Below are 19241 nucleotides of genomic sequence, written 5' to 3' on the forward strand. Positions count from 1 at the left end.
GCCACCAGCGCCAGGCATTCCCGCGTGTAGTCGTCGACCACGCACAGGATGCGGAACCGCCGGCTGCAGGTCAGGGTATCGGAGACGAAGTCGAGCGACCAGCGCTGGTTCGGTCCATCCGGCAGCACCATCGGTGCCCTAGTGCCCAAGGCGCGCTTGCGGCCACCGCGGCGGCGTACCCGCAGGTTCTCTTCGCGATATACCCGCAACAGCTTCTTGTGGTTGGGCGTAATGCCCTCGCGCGCCAGCAGATAGCCCAGACGCCGATAGCCGAACCGGCGACGCTCCGCCGCCAGTTCGCGAAGACGCTGCCGCAGCGGACCATCGTCCGGCCGCGACGATCGATACCGGATCACCCGCCGGCTCACACCGACCAGGTTGCACGCCCGACGCTCGCTCAGCCCGTGGTGTTCACGAGCATGAGCGACGGCTTCCCGCTTAGCGCCGGGCGTTACCATTTTTTTGTGGCTAGATCCTTCAGCACCACGTTGTCCAGCATCGCCTCGGCCAGCAGCTTCTTCAGCTTCGCGTTCTCGTCCTCGAGCGCGCGCAGTCGTCGTGCCTCGGACACCTCCAGGCCGCCATACTTCGACTTCCATTTGTAAAACGTCGCCGAGCTGATCCCATGGCGGCGGCACACGTCCGCCGTCGCCATCCCAGCCTCCTGCTCCTTCAAGATCGCAATGATCTGCTCTTCGCTGAACCTGCTCCGCTTCATATCCGTCCGACTCCTTCGCGTCGGACTCTACTCAAAATCGGTCACATTTCAGGGGAGCACGTCACCTGCTACACTGCTCCAACAGGCGGACTTGCGGCGCGACGGTAAAGGCCGGCCAATCGTGTTGGCCATCACCGCGGTCGACCCGGGTGCTGTTACGCCCCCGTAAGTCTCAGAGGTTATAGGCGTGGCGCAGCCGATCGATAACGACCTCTCTGGTCATCGCGACGCCAAACCGCTTCGGCGTGAAATCGTCCTGCCCGGCGAGGGCGTCAATGAACGCTTGCATATCGGCCTTGATCTTCTCGGGTAGGTCAAACGTCGCCTCCGCGCTCAGGAGCTGGAGCAGGCGCGCCACATCGTTGCGGTGCTTCTTTACGTCTCTGTCGTCGACTTTCTCGCCCTCCGCACGACGGCGGCTGAGATCAACCCAGGCACGCGCCTTGAAGGGAATAAGGCCGGCTTCGTCGAGAACCGGCACGCCGTCCAGCGACCGCCCCATCGTCTTGAGAAACGCGTAATAGTCGGCGTCGAGCAGGATGGCCGACAGGCTCGCAGCTTCCTCGGCGATCGGAATCGGCGTGAGCTGGCTACCGGGCGCCAGCTCAAATCCTTCCGGTGCATTGGAGAATAGCTCTAACATCGCCGGGTAGCCCTCGCCCGACGGTTTGGCGAACCGGTAGAGAATCCGTCCGCCTTCGCTCCGCTGCCGGAGCTCGTATCCGCCTGCCTCGACAAAGGCCATGAACGTCTCTGAGAATGCGGGGTCGAGCGCCTCGACGATGAGAACAATATCGAGATCCTTGGTCGCGCGGAAATCGAGACCGGCTTCCTCCATGATCAGCTCGCATGCCGCTCCGCCGATCAGAACATACTGGTGCTCATGGCCGGAAAAATGTGCGCGAAAGCGGTCGACGCCAGCTACCATCCAAAGGGCTCCAAAAGGTGATCGGCTGCCTGCGCGACTCGTTCGTCGGCGTCATGCCGTGCGCTCAGATAGAGCGAAAGTCGGTCGGCAACCTCGTTGTCGCTAAGGACTTGGGGATCATAGGCCCATGTCTGGACCTTGATCCGGCGCTCGTCATAGGCCCAGGCAGTTTCCAATCCGTAATGCCGCGCCATCCGCTTCCATGCGGCGGCCGGCGCCGCCCTGCATTCAATTCGCGGTTCGTTGAGCATCGTATATCGCGCAAGGGCGCTTTCGCCCGCCAACACCGCCTCGTTCAGGGGCAGATCACCCGTGACATAACGAGTCTTGCGCACCGGCGATTGTAAGCGCCCCTCGACCGCGCGCCAAAGGTCGCCGCCACCAAAGCGAAGGCTGAGGCGACGTTGGCGGCCGACGCGGTGCGGCCGCGCCAGTTCGAGCGCTTCCAGTTCATCGAACGCCCGGCTCATGCTCATGATCGCGACTTGGTAGCGCTCGGCGAGCTGGGTCAGGCTGGCATCGTTCACATCGTGCCCAAGCAGGGCGGCCAGAATTACGACCTGAGTGGTGGGAAACACCTGCTCGGACGACGGTCCCGGTTCGCTGGAATAGGTCTCGCGCAGGTCGACAAACGCTTCAGGCACATAGAATTGTGCGCCCGGCGAGATGAACGCGACGCGCTTCTCCACGAGGCGCCGACGCAATGCCGCCGGTACAGCTTCGAGCAACAGCACGAACAGGCGGGCATCGATATGGCGTCGCATCTGGTCCCGATGCTTCAGGAACTCGTCAACACCGCCTATTCCGCCGCTTTGCGGAACGATGAACACGGTCGGGCTATCGAGCAGTTCCCCGTGCCACAAGGCATAGCGATCATACAAGAAGTGCGGGAGCCCGAGGGGCTTTATGGGATCGAGATGGAGGTGCGCATCGAAAGCCTCGCGCGCATAAGTTTCCGATGCGTTCGCCAGCGCGCGTAATCGCAGGTCAGGAAATTCATCTAACATCGCACCGGATATCTAACAGCAGTGGTGTTAAATATCCACTTCAATGTTAGATAGCATGGTTCCCGCTTGTTCGGCAGCGATCCGCTGCTCTATTTCATGGGCTTCGGACACACCCAGGCTGACCAGTCGGCCGAGCACGGCGTCGATGCGCGCGCGCTCGGGATGGTCGCGCCGCAACAGGGTGACATCCTCTTCGGCAGCCTTTTCGAACCATTGGGCGACCTTTCGCCCGATACCGAGTGAATGCCACATCGACGGATCGGCTTGGACGACGTCTAGCCAAGTCTCAACCGCGAACAGCAGGAAATCGAGGTGACGAACCGTTGGTGCGACCGACAGGCTGTTCATCGTGCACATCGCCACGAACGGGGTCGGACCACTAGAAAGCAATGGCCGCAACGTGTCCAGCAGCGGATCGAGCCGGTCGATCACCGCGGGAACCAGATAGCTCTCGGTGCTGGCGAACGGGTTGTAGGTGTTCATCAGCAACTTCGCGATCGCCGGCCCGGTCTCGAAATCGATCCGAAGATCGCCGGGACGACCATCCCGAGCCCATCGCGCAAGCCCGATTGTCCGCGCGACCAACCGCCCGCGCAGGTCGCAAGCCCGATCGGCCGTCCGGTCCCGATCGTTGAAATAGCGAACGTCGGCTGCGTGAACGAGCGTATCGAGGACATCGCAGAACGACCGATCGGGAAGCTCGATGATCGGCCGGAGGTGGCGTTCGAACCGTGCTTCGTCCGCGTCCATCAGCATTGCCGCGAATAGGACATAGAAATGATGGTTCCAGTCGTCCGGCGTCCGATCCAACTCGGCGCGAGCTGGATACCCATGGCCGTTGAGCCGCGCCGACCAAGGGGCATAGCCGTCGATCAATTCCTCGTACCAACCAGGCGTGCCCTTGGTTTCGACATTCAGGAGGCTGAGCCATTTTGCGATGCCCTGTGCATCGACATGGACCGACGCCCTTTTGGACCGAGGCGTCCAAGTCTCGTCATCTCCGTCGACGTCGATCCCGTCGCCATCGGTGGGGAGCCGCAGCCGAGACCCATTCCGAATAGACGGCGCATCATCCGGGAGGACGGGCCAAGCCGGCTCCGGCCCGCCATCGAGCCAGGCGATCTCTGTCGCGACCGCCTCTCCATCGCGGCGCGCCTTCTCCGTTTCATACGCTGTGCCGTCGGCCGGATCTTTGTCATAGGGACTCCACCGCCAACGCTGACACGAGAACGCAATCCGGATGACCGATTTCAAAACGCGGGGATCAGTCTCGTTGACGCGCGCTAACGCCGCGGCGAAGGCCGGTACGCCAGCGCGATCGGAGCGGGCTGCGGCTTCGACCAAAAGGTTGCGATCTGCGGGCAGCCGGCGCCGGTGCCAGAGATGGATGAGCGCGCAGATGCCCAGCCCCGGCCGATTGAACTGCAACATCTCCGAGGAACCGTAAGAATCGGTCTGCTCTTGCAGCGCCTTGGCGATGACCACCCGGACCCAGGCTTCGTGCTGTTCCAACAGCGTGTCGTCACCGTCCCGGGCGACCAGCATGGCCGTCGCAATCAGGCGGGTCGTTCGCGCTTTCAGGGCGTCCGTGTCGGCATAATCGGGCAACGCGCCGGCAGCGTAGTCCACCGCCTCCCGGGCGATCTCCGCCGACCCATTCGCCGGGTCGTTCGTCGCGAGGTGAATCTTTGCGTCGAGATTGCTCGATTGAACGAGCTTCAGCCGACTTTCCTCCAGCTTCGCAAGATGCTCCGCTTCGGCTGGCGGTGACCGATAGCCAAGGCCGCCATCGACCTCGACCCAATTGCTCCGGTCCAGCATATTGAGCGCATAGGCCCCCATGAATGCGGGATCACCGAAGCTGGCGTGGTCGGCATAAAGACCGATCTTCGCCACAGCCTCGCCCAGCAGCGCGCAGAGATGGCGCCCGCAGTCGTCATCGGCAATGTAGTATGGGAGAAGCTGCTCGAGGATCACGCCGCGCGAGGGGCGTTTCGCCAGATCGGCGAGCTTGACCCGACCGGCGGGCTCCCTCTGCCCATGGAGCATGCGGCCGAGCGCCTCGTGCGTCGAGCGTGTGCGATCATTGGCGAGTAGGTCGGGGCAGGCCATGAACGGAACGAGCGCGTCACGGGTGTCGGGCCAATGTGACAGGAGGACATCGATCGCAATCAAGAGATAGGCAGCGCAGCTTCCCTCCGACCCCAGAATATCGCTGAGGACCGTCTGTACATCTTCGCCTCTGTCGAGCCGCTCCTGCGACCAGGCCTCCAGCGCCATGAGCCCTGACGCTGCGGAATAATCCCGCGCCTGATCGCGCGACCAGAAATAGGTTTGAGGCCAAGGGAAGAAGCGCGGCTTCCCATTAAGGACGATCGTATAGCCGTTCGTCTCCGTCGTTTGTCCGTTGGCATGAAACGTCACCGCCGTGGCCACGAGCTTGCGAATGAGCGAGAGGCCGACATCCGGTGCGGCGTCGAGCAGATCAAGGAACGGCGGCTGCGCCGGGGATGGCGGCATATAGTCGGTATCGCTGAAACTCAGCGCGCGACCCATGGTATCGCGTCGCGAGCGCTTCGGATTCGGTGTCTCGATCAGGGTTGCCACGACCAATGCGGCGAGTTCGGCGGGGGCGACTGTCGCCAGCACCCGGCTGAATGGCCGGATGTCTTTCGCCTTATAGCGATTCCTCTCAGCAGCTGCCCCTGTAAGATAGGCCTTGGCTTCGTCCGGCGCGTTTGCGGCCAGTAACAGTGTCATGGAGCGAAGCTCGTCGACCATCCGCTGGCGGCCTTGGCCCTCAAGCCTGGATGCATCGGGCGGAGATGGGATCGTGATCGGGGTTGTCCGAAGATCGAGCTGGAGCAGCCATCCGAACAGCATCTTCGCTGCCGCCCGTCCGTAGTTCGTCGGCGGCATCAGGAGGAATAACTGAATCTCTACGAGCTTGACGACGGCTGCGATCGCCTGGACCGGGATCTCTGCAGCGTGATCGAGGCACCACATCAGCAGGCAGGGCGCAGAGGCCGTAGATGACGTCCGCAGCGTTCCCGGGGCCATAGATATCTCCGCGCCCTGCGCCGCGGCCTTCGCGATAAGCTCCGCCATCGAGACCGTTTCCACCACACTGATGGCGGTGGAGAGTTCGACCAGCAGTGCGCCACCCCGGGCGAGCAAGGTCGCGCTGCACCGGTTCAGAAGCTCCTCGGCCCGCTCGGACCGGACGATCGCCATCAGGGCCTGACGCCGCCACGCATCGTGGGCACCCGGGCGGGACAGAGCGTCCAGAAGGCTCTGCCAGCCCGCGCAATCCTGTCCTTTCTCCAGCGCAAACCGGGCCGCAAATTCGATCCCGCGCGCCAGTCGCGATGAGGGCGGCACGCTCAGGTCGACCTCATTAAGGAGCGTGATGTCTTCGTGCAGCCGCGCCCCGATCGCCCAGTCGCGCAGCACGTCATGATAGTAGCCGAGCTGATCGCGCTTCGGTTCGCTCAGGGTCAGGCTACGCAGCAGATGATCGCGCGCCGATGAATCTGTGGTCGCCTCAATCGTGTCGCGCCCGGCCAACGCTGCCTCGGCCAGCGCGGCGAGGAGGCGCTGGGCCGGACGGACATCCTCGGGCTTCGCGCCATCGGCGGTCCGCCACCAATGGTCGGCCAGCGCCGTTTCGGTGCGGACCTCGACCGTGCTCGGCACTTTCAGCAACTGGGTCAGGCGGTAGAGATTGCGCGCAATGTCGGCGGCGGGGTGCCTGGGTGCAAGCAGGACGCGCAACTCTGGCGCTGCCGCGCTCAAGACGGCGACTTCGTCGTCGTCGAGTTCGCCGACGATGACCTGATAAGGCTTGCCGAGCACGGTAAGCGCGTCTTCGGCGAGCCAGTCGCTGCCCTCGACGCCAATGTCAGGTCTGGTCGAGACGACGACCGAGAAACCCTCGATCCCGACTATCTCGCGCAAGACGTCGTTGACGGTACGCCGACGCTCCGCTGACGCAAACATTTCAAGCCCGTCGATAAACAGGATTCCGCCGCCGCTTGCGGCAAGATCGCCGAGGAAATCCTTGGCGGTCCCAGGCACATCGAGGTGCTGAGCGAGCGCAGCCCAGCCGCCATCGGGCGTCCCGACCGGATCGAGGACGATAACGTGCGCCTCTCGCCCTTGTCGCTCAGCAAAGTGGCGCAGCACATAGGATTTGCCGGCACCGGGTTTGCCCGTGATCTCGATGAAGCGGTGCGTGTCGCGCGCCGCGTCGAGCGCGGCGAGCGCACCTAAGCGTGGCAGGTTGATGCCGCCGACTGTCGTGCCGATGTCCATCAGCGCGAAGCGCGACATTTCCGCCAACCGCGCGCGCGCCAAAGCATAGTGTCGAGTACCGGCTAGGCGGAAGCTGCGCGCCGTCAGCGCCGCGACCAGCTCGTCGCGCGTGAGCGACCCTCCGGTCTTGCCGGTCAGAATCACCAGTTCGATGAGATTGCTCCAAAGGGCCTCGGCGCGGGCCGCGTCCTCGGGGGCCAGCACCTGTCCGGCGAGCGTGAGCGCATGAGCCCGGGCCTGCGGGGCGCCGGACTCGAAGTCGAACTCAAGGATCAGGAACCGTCGGACGATGGCCCAGATAGCCTCGTCATCATCCGCTACGCCAAAGGCGACGAGATGGGTGCGGAACGTCTGGGCGAAATTGCGCATAGCGACACTGGCGACGCCCTTGCGCGCCAGTGTCGCAAAGAACTGGGCACCTGACTCCGCCCTGCGCGCCCGTTCGAGCACGTCCTGATAGGGGCCAGAAATCGCGAAGCTGGTGCGCTGGGTGGCGACGGCGAGAAGATGGCGATCGGTCGGCTTGCTGGCCGGGTCACTCCTCACGATCTGGTCGCAGACACCCTCGAAGAGGCTGTCCTTCGGCGCGAAGGTGATGGTGCGTTTCGACTGGATCTCAAGCAGCGAGCTACCTTTGTCCGACACGCCATGAATAATCAGATCGTCCAGCGCATAGCCTTCATCGACGCCCTGAAATTGCACCCGTTCGATCCGCGCGTCCGGTAGTCCACGCGCTTCACTGCCCGCCAGCATCTGGAGAAGATAAAAGGCGCCAAGTTCGCCCTCGATATAGGTTCCGGCACCTCCACGCCCGACGGGACTGAAGCCGTTTTCCATTGCCTTTGCTTGGTCTTCGGGCGCGTGATCCATGGTGCTCGCTGTCTCGTCGCGGCTATCAGGTCGTATGTTGCTTCGATAGCGTGTGCACCACCTTCAATCGAATCTTTTTGGGCATCGGGTCGCCGTCGCAGCGCAACTGCAGAGCAGATCAAGCGGGCCTTTCGAACCCGTTCACTGGAATAATCTTTCGACTCGCGGCATCGAAGGTCACCAGCACAGTTCCGCTTACCGGCTTGTAGGTTAGCAAGGCACTGATATCCGGTTCGGCCAAGCGATCATTCAATAGATCGCGAATGAGATCGACAAACGCGCCGATGCCGGCTTCCGCTGTCTCCGCATCAATTTCTGTCTGGATCACAAACTTGAAATTTAAGCCGGGCACCATCTCGCCGGTGATCGAATAGGCAAGTGAGTAGCGCTCTGTCGGCGAAACTTTCTCTGACGTTCCAACTGCGGTAACGGTCAGGCCTGAGGCATTCCGCCACAGCTCAATTGCTGCGCCCTTGAAGGCGGCATAGGCATCCTTGCCGGCCTCTTGCAGAACTCCATTGAAAAACCCGGCGGCGACGAAAAGAGCCAGAGCGGTTGGAAGGTAGAGCTCAACTCCGGCATAAGGGCCGCCAGGATGCCGGATAACCCCGAGGTTCAATCCGGGTTCGTTGAGATGGGCTCGAATATCAGACTCAATGCTGTCGGGCAGGCCGTCCTGAATCATCAACAGGATGTCCGGTCGCCCCGACAGACTCTTTCTCGGCTCCGCCATGCTCACCCCAATCGCCATAATCATTTCTTACACTCCTTTGCGATTTATCAAAGGCGGGTCATCGGGTGGCAAGGTCGGCTGAATGAGAGCCTCCTTCTCCCGGCTGTCGTCAGAAAGTGGATTAGCAGCAATTGCCCTGTTCCTCGATCCATGGCTTGGTTGGCCATGGGCTGAAGGTCTACTTCTGACACGCACTGCCGTTTGGAATGTCGCGGTGAATGCGATGGCTTCGTCCCAGCCCTCGTTGTTCAGCAGTGCAGCTGCCGCTGTAAACGGCCGGTTCCGATGCCCTGATCAACGGCCCGAACGTCCGGAATAGTGGCGCTAGTAGCGCGAGCTTAGCAGCGCATCTCGGCAGCATGCATTGATGCTTTGATCTTATTGTTTCGTCAATTAACGATGCCGAATCAGGGCGGCGAATCGCGGCTGAAATCAGTTCGATTCCGGCATTCGGAATAGAACCGAGATTGAAATTTTAGAAATTGGCTTTGATGGGCGGGCTGATGGACAGGTATGTACACGCATTAAATTTACTATTATTTATCATGATGTTATAAACGCAATTCGATTCCGGCTCGGGCTGGGTTTCATCCCATACAGTGCCGATTTCGGTCTCACCTGCCGCAGGCGACCTCGGCAATAGACCTCGCGATTGGGCGTGGTCAGGTGCGCGCGCGGCTGGGTGATGCGGCTGCGGCGCCAGCGCTGCTCATTGATAGCGCAAGGTGTTCTCGAACCCGACGTTGGTCTTGGCCATCTTGGCCAGTTTCCTGAGGTTGGCGCGGACATATCTTTCAAAGCGCCGGTCGTCATAGATGCCCGTGGTCTGATAGTCGTCCTGCCCCAGCAAGTGCTTGAGGCGGGCGGCGAAGGCGGTTTGGTCGCCCTGGCGCGCGGCTGCCTTTACGGCGCGGCAGACCCATTCCTCGGCGGCTGCCTTGTCATAGTCGTCCTGGCCTTCATATCCCCGCCGGTCTGCCGCGATCTGATCCAGTCGTGCGGCGTCGATGCGGCATTCCAACCATGTGCAGACCACGTCGCTTTGCCAGGGTTTTGCCGAACTGCTCATCATGCTCTCCAAGCTGGTAACGGCCTAGTTCCCGTCTGCATCGACGACGAACACCATGGTCTTGCCGCGCGACATCGGCTCCCACCCGGCGAGCAGGGCGGCGCGAATGCCGCGTGACACCAGGGCGTCGCTGATTTGCAGCCGGCTGGGCGGCAAGCCTTTCAGCAGGCGCTTGGGAGTGGGAAATTCGAGGATCGCGCCACGCGGGGCATCTTGCTGGAGCAAGGCAACGGCCATGCCCCGCCAGCCATCAAACTCGCTCCATTGCGGCTCGCGTCGCAGTTCCCAATCGTAGCGAAGCCCGTCAACCTCGACGGTACCGGCAAGCCTGTGCATGTTTGACATGGCGATGCGGTTAGCAGGATTCCGTCGCCAAGCCACGGCAATGTCGACCGTATGATCGATGGGAAAGAGACGTGCGCCGTCTGATCATGGGCGCCGGGGCACTTCTTGCCGGAAGCGTCACGGAGCCGCTGCGGGTTTGGTGAGAGCCTGGCCTGCCTCTGCCGCAAACCTGCGGTTCCAGATGATGGCACTGCCCGAGATGACGGATACCAGGAGGAAGGCCAGGGAAAAATCACCGAGCGTCAGCACCCCGCGACCGGCCATCCGCGGGGCCAGTTCCAGCGTCGCTGCGGCGAGGCAGATGCCGAGCGACATGCTCAATTGCTGGAACGTGGCATAGAAGCTGGTCGCCGAACTCATGCGTGCTTCGTCGATATCGGCATAGGCGATGGCGTTGTAAGCGGTGAACTGGAACGAGGTGAAGAACCCGGCGACGAGCAGGATCAGGGCGATCAGCGGCAAGGGCCATTCCGGTCGAAATGCGCCGCACAACGCATAGCCCGCCGTCCCCGCCAATCCGGACACGATCAGGCTGCGACGAAAGCCCCAGCGCCGCAGGATGCGCGGGGCCAGCGTCTTCATCGCCAGCCCGCCGATGGCGACCGAGACGGTCAGCGTCCCGGTCAGCGCCGCGGAAAAGCCGAAGCCAAGCTGGAACAGCAGCGGCAGGAGGAACGGCTGCGCGCCCTGGGTGATGCGCGCCAGCGATCCTGCAATGACCGACAGACGGAAGTTGGTGGTGCGCAGCAGCGCAGGGTCGAGGATCGGGTTCTGGGTGTGGCGCGCATGGAGCAGGTAGGCTGCGGCAAGCAGGCTGCCGAGAAGCAGCAGGGCGAGGGCCACGGTCCCCGTGCCGCTGCGGCTGGCGAGCTCCAGCCCGAACAGGATGCAAGCGAGTGCCGCCCCGGACAGGAAGAAGCCGGCCCAATCGAACCGCGCCTGCAATCCGTGGATGTTGGGCACCAGCATGATGGCAAAGACGATACCGGCAATGCCGATCGGGATATTGATGTAGAAGATCCAGCGCCAATCGAACCAGGTTACGATCATGCCGCCGAGCGGAGGCCCGAGGATCGGGCCAACGAGGGCCGGCATGACCAGCCACGACAGCGCCTGGACGATCTCGCTCTTGTCGACGCTGCGCAAGACCACCAGCCTGCCGACCGGCACCATCATCGCCCCGCCGATGCCCTGCAGGAACCGTGCCGCGACAAGCGATGGCAGGTTGAAGGCCAGCGCGCAGGCCACCGATCCAACGAGGAAGATGGCAATGGACAGGCAGAACACGATGCGCGATCCGAATCGATCGGCAAGTGTGCCGCTGGCCGGAATGAACAGGGCCAGCGCGATCAGATAGCTGGTCAGCGCAAGGCTCAGCGTTGGCGCCGCCACGCCCAGATCCCGGGCCATGGTGGGCAGCGCCACGGTCAGCACGGTACTGTCCAGTTGCTGCATGAACATGGCCGAAGCGACGACCAGCGCCGTGCTCCTGAACGTGCGAGGACGCGCCGCGATGCGCTGCCACAGCCCCGCGGACCGTTCGATCGCCCTATCCGTGTTTGCGTTCAATCCCTTATCCTGACGAGAGAACCGTGCGGGTCATGTTCCAGAAGACGGCCCGCATTGTGTTGAAGAGAAGGGCAGGGGTCAGTCCTTGGCGCGGGCCGCGTGCTTGCCGCCGATCACAAGCGCGAGCAGCGAGAGCAGGGCGGCCGCGGCGCACCATGCCCCCGGGATTGCCTTGTCACCGGTGGCGCCGATCAATGCGGTGCTGATAGCCGGGGTGAAGCCACCGAAGATCGCCGTCGCCAGGCTATAGGCCAGGCTGAAGCCCACGGTGCGGACGTGCGCCGGTATGATCTCGGTCAGGAAGACGATGAACGCGCCGTTGTAGGTGGCGTAGATGGCCGCCAGCAGCAGTTCCACCGCCAGCAGTCTGCCAAAGCTTGGCGCTGCGACCAGCCAGCTCATCAGCGGGTAGGCCAGCAATCCGCCCAGCACGGTGGCCGTGATCAGCAGCGGCTTGCGCCCAACCTTGTCGGACAGCGCCCCCATGACCGGCAGCAGCGTGAAGTTGGCAAGCCCGACACACGCGGTGACGAACAGGCTTTCACCCGAGGACAGCGCGAGTTCCTTGCTGCCGAAGGTCGGCGTGTAGGCCGTGATCATGTAGAAGAACACGGTGGTCATCACCGCCATCAACGTGCCCTTGAGCACCAGGCCCCAGTTCGCAGCGACGATGCCCACGATCTGGTTGAGCTGTGGGTGCTCCTTGCGGTTGAGGAACGCCTCGGTCTCTTCCATGTGACGACGGATGACGAACAGGAACGGGACCATGATGCAGCCGATGACGAACGGCACACGCCAGCCCCACGCCTGCATCGTTGCGGCATCGAGCGAGTTTGAGACGAGCAGGCCGATCAGTGCCGCGAAGACCACGGCGGCTTGCTGGCTTGCCGACTGCCACGCGCAGAAGAAGCCCCGGCGGTGCGGTGGTGCGATCTCGTTGAGATAGACCGATACGCCGCCCACCTCGACACCGGCAGAGAGGCCCTGCACCAGGCGACCGAGCAGGATGATGATCGGTGCGGCCAGGCCGATCTGCGCATAGGTGGGCGTGATGGCGATGGCCAGCGTGCCCGATGCCATGAGGCCCAGTGTCAGCAAGAGACCTTTGCGGCGGCCGTGATTGTCGATGTAGGCGCCCAGGACCAGCGCGCCGACGGGACGCATGAGGAAGCCCGCGCCAAACGTCATCAGCGTCAGCATGAGCGAGGCAAATGCGCTGCCGGTTGGGAAAAACGCCTTGGCGATGTAGGTGGCGTAATAGCCGAATACCATGAAGTCGAACATTTCCAGGAAGTTGCCGCTGGAAACGATGAAGATCGACGTGAAGGCCGAACGCGTGCTGGCCCGTGGCGCTGCCGGTGTCGCTGGCGGCGGATTTGCGGCGGAAGCTTGGGTCATGGCTGAACCTTCTGCGGTGCAGGCTCGAGTCCGCTCTTGCGGATGATGGCACTGGCCTTGGGAGAGGCGAGGTAGGCAATGAGCGCCTTCGCGTCGGCAGGATGGGGCGAATAGGCGACGACGCCGGCGGAAAAGGCCGTGACCTTTTGCAGGTCGGCCGGCAGCAGGCCGACGATGCGGATACCCTTGACCGGCTTCAACTCGCTCAGTTGCTGGAAGCCCAGCTCTGCCTCGCCACTGGCGACAATCTGGCCGACGGGCGTTGCGGGGATCATCCGGCCCTTGCGGCGGACCTGATCGGCGATGCCCAGCTTGTCGAGCATCGTCGTCTGGATATAGACGCCCGAAGCGCTGTCGGACCATGCCACGGACCTGGCGGCGAGCAGCGCCGAGCGGACTGCTGTGGTCGTACTGATGTCGGGGGCGGGCGCGCCAGCCTTCACCGCGACGGCGATCTTGGACAGCACGAGATCCGTTTGCGTACCAGGCATGATGGAACCGTCGGCAGTCAGCGTGTCGAGCGCAGACCTGGCCAGGATGACGACGTCAGCAGGTTCGTGGCGTTCCAGGCGGTGTGGGATCGCTTGCGGGGTCTCGCCCATCGAGGGACCGTGTGCGGTGACGATGTGGACGCCGGTTTCCCGCTCGTACTGCCGCGACAGGCGCGCGAAGGCGGAGGTGAAGCCGCCCGAGGTCAACACCCGCAGTTCCGTGTGCGGCCCGTGTGGTGCGGGTGTGCTGGCAGGCGTGTTGGCACTGCATCCGGCCAGCGCCGCCATGGGCAGCAGCAACCTTCCCAGCATGCGGCGCAGCTTGTTCGGGGTCTGGCGCGCACGCGCATGGGCGATAGTTGGCGCGTTCATATATCCTCTCACTGCTTGCTCGACCCGCTAAAGCCGCCACCGTTGACAAAGGGGCGGCAGCTTCACGGCAGCAACAGGAAGTCAGAATATGGCCGTTTCATCAAATGCAACGATCGGCACTCTTTATGCGTTAAGCGCATAAATCATGCGCCTTCGGCCGGCCCCCCAGCCGCTATGCTGCCTTCAATCTGGAATGGTGTCGTTCCTTCCGCGCTCCCGCCAGGCGTCACAGAGCAGGCCGAGCAGCCGATGCGCGGCAGGAGACAATGCGACGGCAGGACGACGCAAAACGCCGATGGTGCGGAAGATTGTCGCGCCCTGCAGCGGCTTCCAGACGAGATCGCGCGCCTCTGGCCCTTCGCACGCCAGCCGTGGCAGGATGGACGCACCCAACCCGGCATCGACCAGCGCCAGGGCCGAGGTGAGCCGGGTAACTTCGTAGAACCACCGCAGATCGAGATTGAGCGGTGCCAGGCCCGCGTCCAACGTCGTGCGGTTTCCGCTTCCCGTATGGACCGTCACCAACCGCAGTCCCACCAGGTCTTCCCAGCGCGGCTTGTCGATTGCCGCCAGCGGGTCATCCTTGCGGCAGACCAGTCCATAGTGATCGTTGTAAAGCGGTTCGAACACCAGATCGGCGTCGCTCGAGACCGGCAGCGCAAGGCCAAATTCCGCCGCGCCGGTGCGAACCGCCTCGGCGCACTCTGTCGCGGAAAGGTCCAGCACCCTTACCCGCACATTGCGATAATCCCGCCCGAATTGCTCGAGCACGCTTGGCAGAAAGCGAACCGTTGCGCTGGGTATGCTGGCCAGCACGATCCGCCCGTCCTGCCGCTCGCCCAGCGCCATCTTGCCAAGGAGCGAGGTGTCGATTTCGTCGAGCAGGCGGCGGACCAGTGGCATGATCTGCTGGCCGGCCGGGGTCAGGCGAACGCTACGGGTGCTGCGTTCGAACAGCGCCTCTCCCACCAGCGCTTCCAGCTTCTGTACCCGGCGGCTGAGCGCGGGCTGCGACAGATTGAGCTGGTGCGCTGCGCGAACGAAGTTGCGGCACTCGGCAACAGCGACCAGCGATCGCAGGTCGAGTATTTCGCAGTTCAACAGGCTCACCCTGGTCGTTTAGCACGCGCGTGCCGGTTGTTGCACCGGCAAATCACGGCCTGTTCCCAAGCATGCGTCGCGGCGCTGCCCAGCTCGAACAGGCGCCCATCGCCGATTATGCCCGCGTCCATGCAGACCAGCGGGGTGCGCTGGTCGAGATCGTTGCCTACCGGGAGTGTTCGCGGTGGTGAATGAAGCCAAGTATCGGTTGCGGGTGGCTATGATCACCGCAGGCGCTTGTAACCGGGCGACACCCGGCAACGATCTGATGGCCAAGGCGGTGCTGCCACGGCTGGTAGAAGCCGATCAGCGGTTGCATTCGCCATCGACCAAATCCCGAAAATAGCGCGGATGGCAAAGTTGGCGCAGCGACGCGTTAGTATTTCGCAATGAATCCGTCTCGGCATTGGACATGGCGATCAAAGTCATTGCTAACGGCATGTTAGGGATGGCAAGGCAAACAGGCGCGTGTTTCCTGCTGCCAGGGATGCCCTGCGATGCCCTCGATTCCACTTATTGCCCCCAATCCCCCGCGCTTCAGCGCTCTGGCCGACGAGCTTGCGGCGATTGAGCAGCGTGGCATTTTCAGCAACGGCGGGCCGGCGGTGCGGGCGTTCGAAGCAGCGGCGGTGGCACAGCTGTTTGGCGGGAAGGGGGATTGCCTGGCCGTCGGCAATGCCACGCTGGGCCTGATCCTGGCCCTTCGGCATGCTGCCGGGCCGCGTCTTCGCCCTGGCGCTCTGGCACTGGTGCCGGCCTTTACCTTTGCCGCCACGGCCCAGGCGGTGGAATGGGCCGGCCTGACGCCGCTGATCCACGATGTCGATCCGCAGACCTGGGCCTCTGATCCCCAGGCGGAAGAGCGCCTGCTCGCGCGCCATGGCGCCCGCGTGGCGGCGATCGTGCCTTACGCGGCATTCGGGCGCAGCCTCGATCTTGATCGCTATGCCTGGCTGGCCCGGCGCCATGGCGTGGCCGTGGTCATCGATGCGGCTGCCTCACTCGGCAGTTGCGATGCCGAGGGCGTCAATTTCGGCGCAGGCGCGCCGTTCGCCGTGGTCTATTCGATGCATGCCACCAAGACGTTCGCCACGGGTGAGGGCGGGCTGATCCACAGCGGCAATACCGACCTGATCGCGGCCTTGCGGCGGATGAGCAATTTTGGCTTTGGCGCGGATCGCGCGGCGGAACTGCCCGGCCTTAATGCCAAGCTGTCGGAAGTGGGCGGGGTTCTCGCCATGGCCAAGCTGGCGGAACTCGATGCCGTCTGCAGCCATCGTGCCGCGCTGGCCGATGCCTATCACGCGGCCCTGGATCGGCTGGGGCCGGGCTTTGCCGCCCAGGCACCGATGGCGGCGGGGCGGCAGGCGTTCCAGTTCTGGTCATTGCTGCTGCCGGCGCACCTGGCGGCACACCGTCCAGCCCTGATTGCTGCCCTGGCCCAGCGTGGCGTGGGCGCCGGCCACTATTTCAGCCCGCATCTGGGCATGCAGCCGTGGTTTCGCGACCATGCCCTGATCGAACCTGTGCCGGTGAGCGATGACCTTGCCGCGCGCGTGCTGTCCCTGCCGATCACCGATGGGATGAGCCTTGCCGATGTCGATACGGTGATCGAACAGCTCGTGGCCGCCATCGCGGCGGTCACGCCGGGCGCTGACGGGCGGCCAAAGGGGGATAAGCAGACGATGCCGCCATGCGCGACGTTCGAAACCGTGCTGATCGGTGGCGGCCCGGCCGGCACAGCGATGCTGACTGCCGCCAGCAAGCAGAACCGGCTCGGTGTCCTGGCCGAAGGATTGGCCGTGGTGGAGCAGGGGCCGGCATTGGGGCGGGGCGAACTGGGCCAGTATGCCATCCGCTCCGACAGCACGGCCGAAACCTTTCTCAGCGCGGTCAAGGACAATGCCCATCCCGAGCTTGCCGCGCTGATCGATCATCCGGCGGGCATGACCATGGCCGGGCACATCGGCGCCTTGGGCGCACCGCTGGTCGAGGCGGGAGACCTGCTCGCAGTGACGGGAGACCGGTTGCGCGATGTGGCTCTCGCCCATGGCGCCAGCGTGCTGACCGGGCATGCCGCGCTGCGTGCCCAGCGGGAAAGTGACGGCCGCTGGCGAGTGACGGTACGGGATGGCGCGGGGCAGACGCGTGAGCTGCTCTCGCGCCATATCGTGCTGGCCACCGGCGGCTATCAATGCCCGAAGGCGGTGCACGCGGCGCCACTGGCTGGGGGCACGCTGGGCGATATCGCCGGCGATCGGCTCGTGCTGTCGGATGCGTTCCTGCGGCTGGGCGGAATGGATGCGCTGCGCCAGCGGCTTGCGGCGCGGAGCAATCCGCACAGCGCCCCGCGCATTGCCATCGTTGGTGGATCGACCAGCGCGCTGGCGGCGGCGGTCCTGCTGCTCAAGGCCGATCCTGCGCTGTCGCTCGGCGCCGGGGGCATCACTCTTTTGCATCGTCGCCCGTTGCGGCCGTTCTACCCCTCGCGCGAGGCGGCATTCGCCGAAGGCTTCACCGATTTTACCGAGGCGGACATCTGCCCGGTCAGCGGCTTTGTCTATCGCCTCGCCGGGTTCCGGCTGGAAGCGCGCGAACTTGTGCTGCGCATGCTGGCCGTGGGCGGACGCGCGCCGGAACCGCGCCTGGCGCTGTTGCAGCTGGACCAGCACGATCCGGCCGAGGCGCGCGCGGCGCTTGACGCAGCCGACGTGGTGATCGGGGCAACCGGCTATCGGCCGCGTGCCTTGCCCTTGTTCGATGCGGCAGGCGCGCCGATCATGCTCGCCTGCGATGGCCCGCAGCCTGGCCCGATGGTCGATCGCCACTGCCGCCTGCGCGATGCCGCCGGGCAGATCGTGCCCGGCGCCTACGGCATCGGCCTTGCCGCCGGCTTCGTGCCATGGGGCACCCTGGGTGGAGAGCCGAGTTTCCGGGGCAACGCCAATGGGCTGTGGCTGTGGCAGAATGATGTGGGGCAGATGATCGTCGATGCGGTCCTGCCGGCCACCAGCGCCGCACCCCGCCAGGCCGTGGCATGACAGATACGCCCCTGATCAGCGTGGTGATGGCCGCCTACAACGGTGGCGCCCTGATCGGGGACACGATTGCCAGTGTCCTGGCCCAGACCCTGCCCGATTTCGAACTGGTGGTGGTCGACGATTGTTCCACCGATGATACCCTGGCCCGCCTGCGCGAGGTTGAAGATCCGCGCGTGCGGGTGATTGCGGCCCCGCGCAATGGCGGCCCGGTAGTGGCGCGCAACCTGGCGTTTGCGGCGGCGCGTGGCCGGTTCATCGTCGGGCTGGATCAGGATGACCTGTGCCATCCGGCCCGGTTTGCCGTGCAGCACGCGTTTCTCGCGGCAAACCCGCATGTCGTGCTCGTGGCCTCTGCGGTCGATATCCTCAAGGCTGGCGCGATCTCGGGGCCGCGTGCACCATTTCATACCTCGCCGGCGTTGATCGATTGGCGGTTGCAACTGGGCAATCCGCTGGTCTGGTCGTCGGTGATGTTCCGGGCCGAAGCCGCCCGCCGGCTTGACGTGTTCGAGCGGGTCGATCGGCTCTATGCCGAAGACTTCGATCTCTATCACCGGCTCGCCCGGTTCGGGGCGATTGCCCGGATCGACACGCCATTGGCAACCTATCGCATCCATTCCGGTGGTGCCTCGCAGCGCTATACCGCGCGGATGGAACAGAGCGCGGCGGCCGTTCTGGCCCAGCCTTATACAGACTTGTTCGGGGCCGATTCGCCACGGGCGGCGCATCTGGTCCTGCACCATTTCACCGGCGGCGTGCCGGTGCCCTGTCGCGATACCCTGGCCGAGGTGGGCCGGCTGGTCGCGGTGGTCCATGGGCATTTCATGGCGACGCGGCGGCCCGATGCCGCCGATCTGGCTTTGATTCTGGCAGAATACGCCCGTCTGTGGTGGCGGCTGGGCGATGCCTGCGTGCGTTCGGGCACGCTGTCGCGGGCAGACGTGGTGGCGCTGTGCCCGGCCGGGTTGGCGCAACACCCACCTTCGCGCATGCGTTCGGCCACGTCGCTGCTGATCGGAACGGGCCGCGCGCTGGCATCGCGACTCAAAAAGGCCTGATTCTGTCACGCAAACCGCTGCAGTGAGTCGCGCGAACACCGCCGAAAAGGTGCTGATCACAAAAATGTAACGCCAATAAGTCCCGGAAATACTGGGTTTTTGGTGGCTGTGGATGGAATGTGGAAAAATGCTCGTTGACGCCTGTGCCACCCGTCCATATATGCCGCTTCACCGACGCGGTTCAGCCGGTTTTTCCGGTTCTTCGGGTGTTTCCTGAAGGGTTGTGT

At 63.9% G+C, this 19241-nt stretch carries 12 protein-coding genes and 1 pseudogene; 2 read left to right on the forward strand and 11 right to left on the reverse strand.

What is annotated here, in order from left to right; translation table 11 throughout:
- The 11 genes and pseudogenes from ABIC78_RS21030 to ABIC78_RS21080 form a co-directional block, all read right to left on the reverse strand.
- Nucleotides 1–718 (reverse strand): annotated as a pseudogene (locus tag ABIC78_RS21030) (IS3 family transposase); the annotation flags it as partial.
- Between the two features lie 172 nt (nucleotides 719–890).
- Nucleotides 891–1646 (reverse strand): hypothetical protein, encoded by a 756-nt coding sequence (locus tag ABIC78_RS21035; RefSeq protein WP_354491859.1) that lies wholly within the window; start codon nucleotides 1644–1646, stop codon nucleotides 891–893.
- On the reverse strand, nucleotides 1640–2653 hold the full coding sequence (locus ABIC78_RS21040; protein WP_354491861.1) for a hypothetical protein: 1014 nt from the start codon (nucleotides 2651–2653) through the stop codon (nucleotides 1640–1642). Before ABIC78_RS21040 ends, ABIC78_RS21035 begins: the two co-directional genes overlap by 7 nt.
- Before the next feature lie 27 nt (nucleotides 2654–2680).
- The gene (locus tag ABIC78_RS21045) at nucleotides 2681–7837 is read right to left on the reverse strand and encodes an NACHT domain-containing protein (protein WP_354491863.1); all 5157 of its coding nucleotides are present in this window, start codon (nucleotides 7835–7837) and stop codon (nucleotides 2681–2683) included.
- A 118-nt stretch (nucleotides 7838–7955) separates the two neighbouring features.
- Nucleotides 7956–8594: a hypothetical protein gene (locus ABIC78_RS21050; RefSeq protein WP_354491865.1), complete on the reverse strand. Its 639-nt coding sequence runs from the start codon at nucleotides 8592–8594 to the stop codon at nucleotides 7956–7958.
- Between the two features lie 685 nt (nucleotides 8595–9279).
- Entirely contained in the window at nucleotides 9280–9639 is a 360-nt protein-coding gene (locus tag ABIC78_RS21055; protein ID WP_171795288.1) for a hypothetical protein, read from the reverse strand.
- A gap of 24 nt (nucleotides 9640–9663) precedes the next feature.
- Nucleotides 9664–9984 (reverse strand): hypothetical protein, encoded by a 321-nt coding sequence (locus ABIC78_RS21060; protein WP_028657923.1) that lies wholly within the window; start codon nucleotides 9982–9984, stop codon nucleotides 9664–9666.
- A 117-nt stretch (nucleotides 9985–10101) separates the two neighbouring features.
- The gene (locus ABIC78_RS21065; protein ID WP_169042131.1) at nucleotides 10102–11553 is read right to left on the reverse strand and encodes a DHA2 family efflux MFS transporter permease subunit; all 1452 of its coding nucleotides are present in this window, start codon (nucleotides 11551–11553) and stop codon (nucleotides 10102–10104) included.
- A 78-nt stretch (nucleotides 11554–11631) separates the two neighbouring features.
- Nucleotides 11632–12951, reverse strand: a complete 1320-nt coding sequence (locus ABIC78_RS21070; protein ID WP_354491868.1) for an MFS transporter — start codon at nucleotides 12949–12951, stop codon at nucleotides 11632–11634.
- Nucleotides 12948–13814, reverse strand: coding sequence for a molybdate ABC transporter substrate-binding protein (gene modA / locus ABIC78_RS21075; RefSeq protein WP_354491870.1), 867 nt, complete (start codon nucleotides 13812–13814; stop codon nucleotides 12948–12950). Before modA ends, ABIC78_RS21070 begins: the two co-directional genes overlap by 4 nt.
- Before the next feature lie 183 nt (nucleotides 13815–13997).
- Nucleotides 13998–14924, reverse strand: a complete 927-nt coding sequence (locus ABIC78_RS21080) for a LysR family transcriptional regulator (RefSeq protein WP_171794080.1) — start codon at nucleotides 14922–14924, stop codon at nucleotides 13998–14000.
- A gap of 488 nt (nucleotides 14925–15412) precedes the next feature.
- Between ABIC78_RS21080 and ABIC78_RS21085 the strand changes: the two genes are divergently transcribed.
- Together ABIC78_RS21085 and ABIC78_RS21090 are read left to right on the forward strand one after the other, a co-directional pair.
- The gene (locus tag ABIC78_RS21085) at nucleotides 15413–17956 is read left to right on the forward strand and encodes an aminotransferase class I/II-fold pyridoxal phosphate-dependent enzyme (RefSeq protein ID WP_354491873.1); all 2544 of its coding nucleotides are present in this window, start codon (nucleotides 15413–15415) and stop codon (nucleotides 17954–17956) included.
- Nucleotides 17953–19014, forward strand: coding sequence for a glycosyltransferase family 2 protein (locus ABIC78_RS21090; protein ID WP_354491875.1), 1062 nt, complete (start codon nucleotides 17953–17955; stop codon nucleotides 19012–19014). The genes ABIC78_RS21085 and ABIC78_RS21090 overlap by 4 nt, the downstream gene beginning before the upstream one ends.
- Nucleotides 19015–19241: the final 227 nt, after the last annotated feature.

It is taken from the genome of Novosphingobium sp. 1529 (genome assembly GCF_040544855.1).
GTDB lineage: Bacteria > Pseudomonadota > Alphaproteobacteria > Sphingomonadales > Sphingomonadaceae > Novosphingobium > Novosphingobium capsulatum.

What these genes read in the sequence shown, in the direction of transcription:
- ABIC78_RS21090 (WP_354491875.1), top strand. Translation starts at nt 17,953, where the DNA reads ATGACAGATACGCCCCTGATCAGCGTGGTGATGGCCGCCTACAACGGT.
- ABIC78_RS21040 (WP_354491861.1), bottom strand. Translation starts at nt 2,653, where the DNA reads ATGTTAGATGAATTTCCTGACCTGCGATTACGCGCGCTGGCGAACGCA.
- ABIC78_RS21085 (WP_354491873.1), top strand. Translation starts at nt 15,413, where the DNA reads ATGCCCTCGATTCCACTTATTGCCCCCAATCCCCCGCGCTTCAGCGCT.
- ABIC78_RS21045 (WP_354491863.1), bottom strand. Translation starts at nt 7,837, where the DNA reads ATGGATCACGCGCCCGAAGACCAAGCAAAGGCAATGGAAAACGGCTTC.
- modA (WP_354491870.1), bottom strand. Translation starts at nt 13,814, where the DNA reads ATGAACGCGCCAACTATCGCCCATGCGCGTGCGCGCCAGACCCCGAAC.
- ABIC78_RS21050 (WP_354491865.1), bottom strand. Translation starts at nt 8,594, where the DNA reads ATGATTATGGCGATTGGGGTGAGCATGGCGGAGCCGAGAAAGAGTCTG.
- ABIC78_RS21070 (WP_354491868.1), bottom strand. Translation starts at nt 12,951, where the DNA reads ATGACCCAAGCTTCCGCCGCAAATCCGCCGCCAGCGACACCGGCAGCG.
- ABIC78_RS21055 (WP_171795288.1), bottom strand. Translation starts at nt 9,639, where the DNA reads ATGAGCAGTTCGGCAAAACCCTGGCAAAGCGACGTGGTCTGCACATGG.
- ABIC78_RS21035 (WP_354491859.1), bottom strand. Translation starts at nt 1,646, where the DNA reads ATGGTAGCTGGCGTCGACCGCTTTCGCGCACATTTTTCCGGCCATGAG.
- ABIC78_RS21060 (WP_028657923.1), bottom strand. Translation starts at nt 9,984, where the DNA reads ATGTCAAACATGCACAGGCTTGCCGGTACCGTCGAGGTTGACGGGCTT.